This window comes from Sphingomonas sp. FUKUSWIS1 (genome assembly GCF_000733135.1).
Classification (GTDB): domain Bacteria; phylum Pseudomonadota; class Alphaproteobacteria; order Sphingomonadales; family Sphingomonadaceae; genus Sphingomonas; species Sphingomonas aerolata.
This window is the reverse complement of the sequence record NZ_JPJC01000056.1, coordinates 1-10307: the sequence shown is the minus strand read 5'-3', so window position 1 is coordinate 10307 and position 10307 is coordinate 1. Positions and strand designations below refer to the sequence as shown.

Here is a 10307-nt window from a genome sequence, read left to right as displayed (position 1 = left end):
GGGGCGACCGCGATCACGACGCGGGTGACACTCGACGGTCCGATCGGCAGCGGCGGCAAGGACCGGGTCGAAGGCCTGTCGATGCCGATCGATGCCCGCTGGGACGGTAACACGCGGCTCGTCGTCAACACTGGCTGCACGCCGCTAGCGGTGCAGCGGTTGGCGGTGTCGGGGCTGGTGCTCGACCCTGCGCGGCTGTCGCTATGCCCGATCGACGGAGCGCTGGTGCAGACCGATCGCGGACGTCTGCGCGGCGGTGCGCGGATCGCCGCGGCCGCGCTGTCGGGGCGGCTGGGGCGGACGTCGCTGACGCTGAACGCGAGCGGAGCGACGCTGCGGCTGGCCGACCGGGGCTTTGCGATCGACGGCGTGCAGACCCGGATCGGCGCGCCCGAGCGGGTCACGCGGCTCGACTTCGCGACGATCACCGGGCGGATGACAGCGCAGGGAATCGCCGGCGCGTTCACCGGCGGGGCAGGGCAGATCGGCACTGTGCCGCTGCTGTTGAACGAGGCGGCGGGCGACTGGACGCTGATCGGCGGTGCGCTGGCGCTCGAAGGCACGATGGGTGTCAGCGACGCCGCCGCCACCGCGCGGTTCAAGCCGGTCGCGGCGCGCGGCGTGACGCTGTCGCTGGTCGGCGGCACGATCACTGCGGCCGGAACGCTGTTCGAACCGGTCAGCAGCACCAAGGTCGCCGACGTCACGCTTGTCCACGCACTGAGCACGGGCATCGGCCGCGCTGACCTGCTGGTGCCGGGGATCGTGTTCGCCAAGGACGCGCTGCAACCCGAGGCGCTGACGCCATTGACGTTCGGCGTGATCGCCGACGTCAATGGATCGGTCAGCGGCGACGGGCACATCGCGTGGACCCCCGACGGCGTGACGAGCACGGGGGTGTTTCGGACCGCCGGCACCGACCTTGCCGCCGCGTTCGGCCCGGTGACCGGGATCGCGACCGACATCCGCTTCACCGACCTGCTCAATCTGCAAAGCGCACCGGGGCAGGTCGCGACGATCCGCACGCTCAACCCCGGCATTCCGGTCAGCGACGGGACGATCCGCTATCAGACCCTGCCGGGTGCGCGCGTCCAGGTCGAGGGCGGGGCGTGGCCGTTTGCGGGCGGATCGCTGACGCTCGACCCGACGCTGCTTGATTTCTCCGCGCAGAGCGAACGGCGGATGACGTTCCACATCGCCAACATGGCCGCCGACCAGTTCCTTCAGCAGTTCGATTTCAAGAATCTCGACGCGACAGGGATCTTCGACGGCGTGCTGCCGATGATCTTCGACGAGACGGGCGGCCGGATCGAGGGCGGCGACCTGCGCGTCCGGCCGGGCGGCGGGACGCTCGCCTATGTCGGCGATCTCAGCCAGAAGGATCTCGGCATCTGGGCGAACATCGCGTTCCAGGCGCTCAAGTCGCTGCGCTACCAGTCACTGCGCGTCGGCATGAACGGGCCGCTCGCGGGCGAGATGGTGACCGACGTGCGCTTTGCCGGGATCAGCCAGGGCGAGGGGGCGAAGTCGAACTTCATCGTCCGCCGGCTGCAGAAGCTGCCCTTCGTGTTCAACATCCGGATCAAGGCGCCGTTTCGCGGACTGCTCGATTCGGCGCAGAGCTTCTATGACCCGAAGCGGCTGATCGAACGCAACCTGCCCGCACTGATCCAGCAGCAGTCCGCACCGCCATCCCCCGGGCCTGCCGTTCCCGCAGCCCCATCCATTCAGCCCGCCGAAAGCAGGATCGTGCCATGACCGAAACAGGATTGAACAAGCTGGAGCAAAGACCGATCTTGCACAGGATGAGGACGATCGTCTTTCTGGTCACGACCGCCGCCGCCCTGCCGGGCTGCATCAACGTGTCGGCGCCCGATAAGCCGATCGAGATCAACCTCAACATCAATGTGACGCAGGAAGTGGTCTATCGTCTCGATGGCGAGGCGAAATCGCTGATCCAGCAGAATCCGGGGATATTCTGAGATGAAGATCAAGGCTTTGACGATGATCGCAGCGGTGGCGGTGCTTGGCGGCCTGTCGGTCGCCGCGTCGGCGCAGCGTGACCCGGCCTATGCCGCGGCGCGCGCGGGCGGCGAGGTCGGCGAGCAGCCCGACGGCTATCTCGGGCTGGTCGGCGCGGCGAGCGGCGACCTGCGTGCGCTGGTCAACAGCATCAACATCCAGCGCAAGTCGGCCTATACCGCCAAGGCGCAGGCGAGCGGCGCGACGGTCGAGCAGCTGGCGTTCACCAGCGGTTGCAACCTGATCGCGGGGACCAATCCGGGCGAAAAGTACAAGACGCCGGGTGGTGTGTGGAAGACGCGCACCGCCGCCGCACCGGAGCGTGATTCGCGCTGCGTCTGAGCATGCCGTCCTAAGGCCCTACGTCATCCCGGGCTCGACGAAGGATCCAGAACCACACATGGTCCGCCTGCGGCTCTGGATCCTGACTTTCGTCAGGATGACGGATGATAGACGGCGTAACGCGCCCCGCAGTCACCACATTGATGACGATACTGTCACACCGGTTGACTTGGCCCCCCCCCTTTTCTAAACGGACCGCGCCTTGGCGGGATCGCTCGTCGCTGCGTATATCTCCCCGGTGTCGTATCAGGTGGAGAGCATGTCGTGGCGGAGATCGAACCCGGACAGGAGCCCTACGGTGTTGAAGATCCGCGACTTTCCGCGCTCGATGAGCGATTGAGGGAGGTCAAGGCTCGGGAGACGCTGAAAAAGGGGCAGGGAGGGCCGGATGCCGAGCGGGGTTACTCGCAGGGCAATCGGGTCATCTCCGCCCTGATCGGGAGTCTCGTCGGCAGTGCGCTGATCGGATGGTTGATTGACCATTGGGTCGGCACTGGGCCTTGGGGTCTGATCGTGTTGCTGTTCCTCGGAATCGCGGTCGCGTTCAGGCAAATCATTCGAATTTCAGGCGAACGCCCGGAGTAGCCGGGCGTTTGTCGTTTCAAGACGGCAGGGATTCCACGTGGCGGCAGAACAGGGCGGCAAGATCGATCCGATGCACCAGTTCCTGATCGAGCCGGCGTTCGGCTCGCACTGGATCGTAGGTGGTTACGACCTGTCCTTCACCAATTCCGCGATGTGGATGGTGGTGACTCTGGTCGCACTTTGGGCCTTCATGATCGGCGGGATGAAGCGCGAGCTCGTCCCCGGTCGCTGGCAGGCCGCGGTCGAGGGCTTTACGGGCTTCATCTCGGGCATGCTCGAGCAGAATGTCGGGCCTGGCGGCAAGCGCTTTATCCCCTACGTCTTCTCGCTGTTCATGTTCATCCTGTTCGCGAACATCATCGGCCTGATGCCGTTCGGTATCGTGCCGGGCGTTCACCCGTTCACCGTGACCAGCCACATGACCGTCACCGGCGTGCTGGCGCTGATCAGCTTTGCGATCGTCCTGATCGTCGGCTTCGGCAAGCACGGTTTCCACTTCTTCTCGCTGTTCGTGCCGAGCGGCACGCCCGCGCTGATGATTCCGCTGATCTTCGTCGTCGAGCTGATGTCGTTTCTGGTGCGTCCGTTCTCGCTGGGTCTGCGACTGTTCGTGGCGATGACGGCGGGGCATATCCTGCTCAAGGTGCTCGCGGCCTTCGTGATCAACGGCATCAACCTGGGCGGCGTCTATATCGGTCTGGTGACCGCGCCGAGCATGCTGCTGATGATCGGCATCACGCTGCTCGAGCTGCTGGTCGCCGCGATCCAGGCCTATGTGTTCGCGCTGCTGACGTCGGTCTATCTGAACGACGCGGTCAACCTTCACTAAGTTTTCTTTCGAACCACTACTGATTTTCCAAGGGAGTTTTAACATGGACGTCAACGCAGCAAAGATGATCGGTGCCGGCCTCGCAGCGATCGGCATGGGCCTCGCCGCACTCGGCGTGGGTAACGTCTTCGCCCAGTTCCTCGCCGGCGCGCTGCGCAACCCGGGCGCTGCAGACAGCCAGCAGGGCCGTCTGTTCATCGGCTTCGCGGCTGCCGAGCTTCTCGGTCTGCTCGCATTCGTCACGATGATCATCCTGGTGTTCGTCGCCTAACATGCGCTGATCTGGCCGGGCGATATCCCGTCCGGCCGTATCACGAAGGACTGCCATGCCCCAGATTGCCCAGATAGCCGCCACCTACGCTTCACAAATCTTCTGGCTGCTCCTCACCTTCGGGATCCTGTATTTCGGGATCGGCAAGGGGATGGTGCCTAAGATCGTGTCGACCGTGGACGCGCGTGAAGGCCGAATCGCGGGCGATCTGGCAGCGGCAGTCGCTGCACGGGCGCAGGCCGATACGGTCCAGGCGACCTGGCAGGCCGAAATGGATGCGGCGCGCGTCGCGGCACAGGCCGAGACCGCGGCCGCGGCCAAGCGGGCGGCAACGGCTTTCGAGCAGCAGGTCCATGCGGCCGATGCCGAAATCGCCGAGCGTCTGGGTCATCACGATCTCGCCGTGGCGAATGCGAAGGCGCAGGCCCTCGCCAATCTTCAGAATGTCGCAGCCGAAGCGGCACAGCAACTGGCCGACAAGGTTGCCGGACTTCAGGTGAGCCTGGACTCGGCGAGCGATGCGGTACGCAGGACGATGGCTCATGGCTAATACCCCCGCCGCCAACCCGGACGCACCGGCCAAGGTGATCTCGGCCGAGGGCATGGCGCCCGAAGGCTCGATCGACAATCAGGGGTTGCAGGGTCACACCGTCGCGCCCGGTACCGTCGAGCATGTCGTCGACCCGACCGCGCTCGGCGTCAACTCGACCGGCTGGGTCGCGATCGCGATGATCATCGTCCTGGCGCTGATGATGTGGAAGAAGGTCCCCGGCATGATCGGGCGGTCGCTCGACGCCAAGATCGCCGGGATCCGCACGCAGCTCGACGAGGCCAAGGCGCTGCGCGCCGAGGCCGAGGCGATCCGTGCGGAGTATGAGGCCAAGGCCAAGACTGCGCATCTCGAAGCCGAAGCGATGAAGGCGCATGCGCATACCGAAGCCGCGGCGATCATCGCCAAGGCCAAGGCGGGTGCCGAGGATTTGATGACGCGTCGCGCCAAGATGGCCGAGGATAAGATTGCCGCCGCAGAGCGCGCCGCGATCGCCGAGGTCCGTGCGCGGGCCGCCGACGCCGCTGCCAAGGCAGCCGGTATTTTGATCGCCGAGCATCACGATGCCGCCGCCGACCGCGCGATGGTCGATCGGTCGATCTCGGGGCTTGGCCGCCTGAACTAATCGTCTGCTCCCCCGCGAAAGCGGGGGGCAGGTTCTCACGACACAGCGCCGGCAACCCTGGACCCCCGCTTCCGCGGGGAACGGTCGTTCGCTCGGCGCCTTTTTCGTTTTTTACAGGCGGCCGTCTCTTCCCGGGTTTCCGGCGGCTGCGTCTCCAATCTGAGCCCGTTGGAGATACTCTTATGTCCTGGCTCATCCTCGGCGTTGCCGTGATCACCGAAATCACCTGGGCGCTCAGCCTCAAATGGGCGGCGACCGTTGCCACGTGGCAGGCGTCTTCGGTTCCGATCGTGCTGAGCTTCGTCAACATGGGCCTGCTCGCGCTCGCCATGCGTGGGCTGCCGGCGGGTACGGCGTATGCGATCTGGACCGGCGCTGGGGCGATCGGCGTGATCATCGGTGGCGTGATCCTGTTTGGCGACAAGGTCAGCGGCGTGCAGGCGTGTTTCATGGCGCTGACCGTCATCGGGATCGTTGGGACCAAGGTGTTTGCGCAAGCCTGATCGTCTGCCGTTGCCCGCAGGGCATGAAGAAGACTGCTCACGCGAAAGCGCGATGGCGCGAAAAGAAGGAAAATTAGTTCGCGCAGAGGCGCAGAGAGCGCGGAGGCGTGGCGCTTGGGATGGATCTTCCGACTGCCACACGGGCCATGAGCCTCCGGCGGTTCGAGGACAGATGCCAACCCTAATCGCTTCTTCTCTCTGCGTCCTCTGCGCCTCTGCGCGAAAATTCTCTACTCTTCGCGCCATCGCGCCTTCGCGTGACCATCAAGTCCTCGGCTGGCATAACCCCCTTCGACTCCCTAGATTCCCCAGCGATGTCCTCCCCCAATTCCCCCGACCGTTTCAACGAAGACAAATCCACCTTCGCCGTCCGCGGCGGCGGCGAGGCGCCCGATCTTGCGGCGGGCGTCGCGGCGATCCGCAACGTGCTCGACACGCTGCCGATCCGCCCCGGCGTCTACCGGATGCAGGATGCGCGCGGCGACGTGCTCTATGTCGGCAAGGCGCGGGCACTCAGGAACCGGGTCGCCAACTATGTCCAGGTCGAACGCCTGGCCAAGCGGCTGCAGCGGATGGTGTCGCAGACCCGGTCGATGACGATCGTCACGACCAACAACGAGGCCGAGGCGCTGCTGCTCGAATCGCAGCTGATCAAGCGCTATCGCCCCGCCTACAACGTGCTGCTACGCGACGATAAGAGCTTCCCCTTCATCCTGCTGCGCGACGATCACGACTTTCCGCGCGTCCAGAAGCACCGCGGCGCCCGGCGTGCGAAGGGCAATTACTACGGCCCGTTCGCCAGCGCAGGGTCGGTCAACAACACGCTCAACGCGCTCCAGAAGCTGTTCCTGTTGCGCAGCTGCACCGACAGCTTCTTCAAGACCCGCGACCGTCCGTGCCTGCTCTACCAGATCAAGCGCTGCTCCGCGCCGTGCGTCGGCCGGATTGACGAGGGTGCGTACAAGGAGCTGGTCGAGGACGCGAAGAGCTTCCTCGCGGGCAAGTCGACCGGCGTGCAGGCCAAGCTCGGCGCGCAGATGCAGGCTGCCGCCGAAAACATGGACTTCGAACTCGCCGCGCTGCTGCGCGACCGGTTGAAGGCGCTGACGTTCATCCAGGGCACGCAGGCGATCAACGCGGAAGGGGTGGGCGACGCCGATATCTTCGCGATGGCGTGCAAGGACGGGCTGATCGGCATCCAGGCGTTCTTCATCCGCGGCGGTCAGAACTGGGGGCATCGCAGCTTCTTCCCGCAGCACACCAACGACGTGCCCGAGGACGAGGTGCTGACCAGCTTTCTCGGGCAGTTTTATGAAGACGTGCCGCCCGCACGGCAGATCCTGCTCGACCGCGAGCTTCCCGAAGGCGCGCTGCTGGTCGAGGCGCTGGGCGAGCGCGCGGGCTACAAGGTCGCGGTGCAGGTGCCGCAGCGCGGCGATCGCCGTCGCCTGATGGATCAGGCCAAGCGCAATGCGGTCGAGGCGATCGAGCGACGTCAGGCCGAGTCGACGACGCAGGCCAAGCTGCTGCGCGAGGTCGCCGACCTGTTCGACCTCGCCGAGCCGCCGCAGCGGATCGAGATCTACGACAACAGCCATATCCAGGGCACTGCCGCGACCGGCGCGATGGTGGTCGCCGGCCCCGAAGGCTTCCGCAAGGGCCAGTATCGCAAGTTCAACATCAAGAACAAGGAGACCATCCCGGGCGACGATTTCGGGATGATGCGTGAGGTCTTCACCCGGCGGTTCGCGCGCGCGCAGGCCGAGGATCCCGACCGCGACTCGGGCGAATGGCCCGACCTGGTGCTGATCGACGGCGGCAAGGGGCAGCTCAATACGGTGAAGGCCGCGCTCGAGGAGCTCGGCGTCGAGGACGTGTGCCTCGTCGGGATCGCCAAGGGGCCGCAGCATGGCCGCGACGGGCGCGAGGTATTCCACATGCTCGACGGTCGTGAATTCCAGCTGCCCGTCAACGCGCCGGTGCTGTTCTACCTCCAGCGCTTACGCGACGAGGTCCACCGGTTCGCGATCGGCGTCCACCGCGACAAGCGCAGCAAGGCGATCGGCGCGAGTCCGCTCGACGAGGTTCCGGGCATCGGCCCGGCGCGCAAGAAGGCGCTGCTGATGCATTTCGGCACCGGTCGCGCGGTCCGCAACGCCAGCCTGCAGGATCTGCAGCAGGCGCCGGGCGTGTCCGCAGCGGTCGCACAGCAGGTGTACGACTTTTACCATTCAAGATAATTCAGTTTAATAATGTTGATCAATCTTCGGCTGAGGCCGATAGATTGCGGAGGTCGGGTCACGCCTGTCTCGTAGGCGGAAACCTTATCTTCACCACGGGACACTAGGCCAGTGACGTGACCACGGCAGTTTTCCTGACGATCGACACCGAATTTGCCTGGCGGCACCACCGCGAGGGGCTTTGTAGCGATGCGATCTACCACCGGTCGGTCGAGCCCGCGGGCGTCGGGATCAGCTATCAGCTCGACAAGCTCGCGCGGTACGGCCTGAAGGCCTGTTTCTTCGTCGACCCGATGCCCGCGCTGACCTTCGGGATCGAGCCGGTCCGGCGGATGGTCGCGACGATCCTCGACGCGGGGCAGGAGGTCCAGCTGCATCTCCATCCCGCCTGGACCGCCGCAATTGCCCGGGATTGTGGCGCGAATCACGCGAAGTTCGACCTGTCCGACTATCCGCTGGCCGAACAATACGCGCTGATCCTGCGCGCCACCGAACTGCTGATCGACGCGGGTGCGCCCGACCCGATCGCGTTTCGCGCGGGCAGCTATGCCGCGAACGACGATACGCTGGCCGCGCTCGCTGTGCTCGGTTTCGCCTATGACAGCAGCCATAACGGTGCGGCTGCGTGCGATGCGAGCAGGATCTCGCTGTCGCCGCGTCAGATCGCGCCGGTCGCCGTGCAGGGTCTGATCGAGATCCCGGTGACCGTGATCGAGGATCGGCCGGGTCAGTTGCGCACGCTGCAGCTCTGCGCCCTGTCCGCGAACGAGAGCCGCGATGCGCTCGAACACGCCGCGGCCCGGGGGCATGTCGCCGCGACGATCGTCAGCCATGGTTTCGAGCTGGCGAATCGGCAGGGCACGCGCGCGAACGCGGTCCATGTCCGCCGGTTCGAGGCGCTGTGCGCGACGCTGGCGGAGCTGCGCACGGATTTGCCAACCCGGCATTTCCGCGATCGCCCGCCGCTGGTCCTTGGCCGGCACGACCGGCCGCTGGCGCGCGATCCGATCCGGCGGGGCCTGCGCCAGGCCGAGCAGCTCTGGTCGAACTGGGTCGAAGAACGCGCCTGATGACCGCGGTCAGCGTCCGCCTGAAGTTCCAGCTCGGCGCGCGCACGCTGGCGACGATCCCGCGCCGGCTGGTGCGCGTCGCGCTGTCGCTCGACGATGTGCTGGCGGGCGATGTACCGATCCTGCCCGCGCTGCCGACCCAGGCCGATGGCTATGTGGTCACCTCGTTGCCCGCGGACCGGGTGGACGCGCTGGACACGCATCGCCTGCTGACCGTCGTCCGGCAGCGTTATGTCCGGTATCACGCAGACCTGCGGATCGGCGAGGCGGCATGGCTCGCGACGCTGTCGGGCAGCGCGCGGTCGGGGCTGAAGCGCAAGTCGAAGCGGCTGGCCACCCTGTCGGGCGGCAGGCTCGACATCCGCGCCTATCGGACCCCTGCTGAGATCGCGGTGTTTCACCCGCTGGCGCGGACGGTGTCGGCGACCACCTATCAGGAGCGGCTGCTGGGATCGGGGCTCCCTGACGGCGAGGCGGCGCTGCAGGGTTTCGAGGCGCTCGCCGCGGCGGACCGGGTGCGGGCCTGGCTGCTGTTCGTCGAGGGCCGGCCAATCGCCTATCTCTGCTGTACCGCGCAGGGCGGGACGCTGCGCTATGACCATGTCGGGCATGACCCCGCCGAGAACGCTCTGTCGCCGGGTGCGGTGTTGCAGGTCGAGGCGATGCGGCAGCTGTTCGACGACCGCTTCGCCTGGTTCGATTTCACCGAGGGGGAGGGGCAGCACAAGCGGCAGTTCGCGACGACGGGGACGGCGTGCGTCGATCTGCTGCTGTTGCGGCCGATGCTGGCGAACCGCGCGACGGTGGCCGCGCTGGGGGCGTTCGATGGCGCGGCGGGCTGGGCGAAGCGGACGCTGTCGCATCCGCGGCTCGCACGCATGATGCGCGGGATCCGGCGCTGAGCGCGCCTGACAGGTGGATCTGGAACAAGCGAAGTTTTCGAGGCTCCCGTTCGTCACGACGCACGCGTAAGAACGGGCGATGCATCTTCGCGCGTCCGCCATCGTCGTCGCCGTTCGCCAGCATGGCGAGCATGGCGCGATCGTGCGGGCATTGACGCGCGAGGACGGCGTGCAGCCGGGTTATGTGCGCGGCGGGCGGTCGCGCGCGATGCGGCCGGTGCTGCTCGCGGCGAACGTGATCCAGGGCGAATGGCGCGCGCGGACCGGTGACCAGCTCGCCGCGCTGACCGCCGAGCTGATCCACAGCCGCGCGACGCTGCACGGCGAGCCGCTCGCGGCGGGTGCGCTCGAATGGGCGACGGCGCTGG

The 10307-nt window shown here is 66.4% G+C and carries 13 protein-coding genes; all 13 read left to right on the top strand.

Features of this window, described 5'->3' with window-relative positions; translation table 11 throughout:
* A partial coding sequence (locus tag sphsw_RS04510; RefSeq protein ID WP_042466575.1) for a YdbH domain-containing protein occupies nucleotides 1–1758 on the top strand: 1758 nt, incomplete at its 5' end.
* Nucleotides 1759–1805: 47 nt separating this feature from the next.
* Nucleotides 1806–1982 carry a YnbE family lipoprotein gene (locus tag sphsw_RS18670; RefSeq protein ID WP_081874129.1) on the top strand — a complete coding sequence of 59 codons (177 nt, stop codon included), beginning with the start codon at nucleotides 1806–1808 and terminating at the stop codon, nucleotides 1980–1982.
* 1 nt (nucleotide 1983) lies between these two features.
* Nucleotides 1984–2364: a YdbL family protein gene (locus sphsw_RS04505; RefSeq protein WP_031439562.1), complete on the top strand. Its 381-nt coding sequence runs from the start codon at nucleotides 1984–1986 to the stop codon at nucleotides 2362–2364.
* A 264-nt stretch (nucleotides 2365–2628) separates the two neighbouring features.
* Nucleotides 2629–2949, top strand: a complete 321-nt coding sequence (locus sphsw_RS04500; RefSeq protein WP_031439561.1) for an AtpZ/AtpI family protein — start codon at nucleotides 2629–2631, stop codon at nucleotides 2947–2949.
* Between the two features lie 70 nt (nucleotides 2950–3019).
* Nucleotides 3020–3778 carry a F0F1 ATP synthase subunit A gene (locus sphsw_RS04495; RefSeq protein WP_031394299.1) on the top strand — a complete coding sequence of 253 codons (759 nt, stop codon included), beginning with the start codon at nucleotides 3020–3022 and terminating at the stop codon, nucleotides 3776–3778.
* A 43-nt stretch (nucleotides 3779–3821) separates the two neighbouring features.
* Entirely contained in the window at nucleotides 3822–4049 is a 228-nt protein-coding gene (locus tag sphsw_RS04490; RefSeq protein WP_031394300.1) for a F0F1 ATP synthase subunit C, read from the top strand.
* A gap of 55 nt (nucleotides 4050–4104) precedes the next feature.
* The gene (locus sphsw_RS04485; protein ID WP_031394301.1) at nucleotides 4105–4599 is read left to right on the top strand and encodes a F0F1 ATP synthase subunit B family protein; all 495 of its coding nucleotides are present in this window, start codon (nucleotides 4105–4107) and stop codon (nucleotides 4597–4599) included.
* Complete coding sequence (locus tag sphsw_RS04480) at nucleotides 4592–5224, top strand: F0F1 ATP synthase subunit B family protein (RefSeq protein WP_081874128.1); 633 nt, start codon at nucleotides 4592–4594, stop codon at nucleotides 5222–5224. The genes sphsw_RS04485 and sphsw_RS04480 overlap by 8 nt, the downstream gene beginning before the upstream one ends.
* Before the next feature lie 182 nt (nucleotides 5225–5406).
* Entirely contained in the window at nucleotides 5407–5727 is a 321-nt protein-coding gene (locus sphsw_RS04475; RefSeq protein ID WP_031394303.1) for a DMT family transporter, read from the top strand.
* 314 nt (nucleotides 5728–6041) lie between these two features.
* Nucleotides 6042–7967 carry an excinuclease ABC subunit UvrC gene (uvrC, locus tag sphsw_RS04470; RefSeq protein ID WP_031439559.1) on the top strand — a complete coding sequence of 642 codons (1926 nt, stop codon included), beginning with the start codon at nucleotides 6042–6044 and terminating at the stop codon, nucleotides 7965–7967.
* A 116-nt stretch (nucleotides 7968–8083) separates the two neighbouring features.
* Complete coding sequence (locus tag sphsw_RS04465; protein ID WP_031439558.1) at nucleotides 8084–9037, top strand: polysaccharide deacetylase; 954 nt, start codon at nucleotides 8084–8086, stop codon at nucleotides 9035–9037.
* A complete protein-coding gene (locus sphsw_RS04460) occupies nucleotides 9037–9939 on the top strand; it encodes a GNAT family N-acetyltransferase (RefSeq protein ID WP_031439557.1) in 903 nt (300 codons plus the stop codon). Before sphsw_RS04465 ends, sphsw_RS04460 begins: the two co-directional genes overlap by 1 nt.
* A gap of 79 nt (nucleotides 9940–10018) precedes the next feature.
* A partial coding sequence (locus tag sphsw_RS04455) for a recombination protein O N-terminal domain-containing protein (protein WP_031439556.1) occupies nucleotides 10019–10307 on the top strand: 289 nt, incomplete at its 3' end.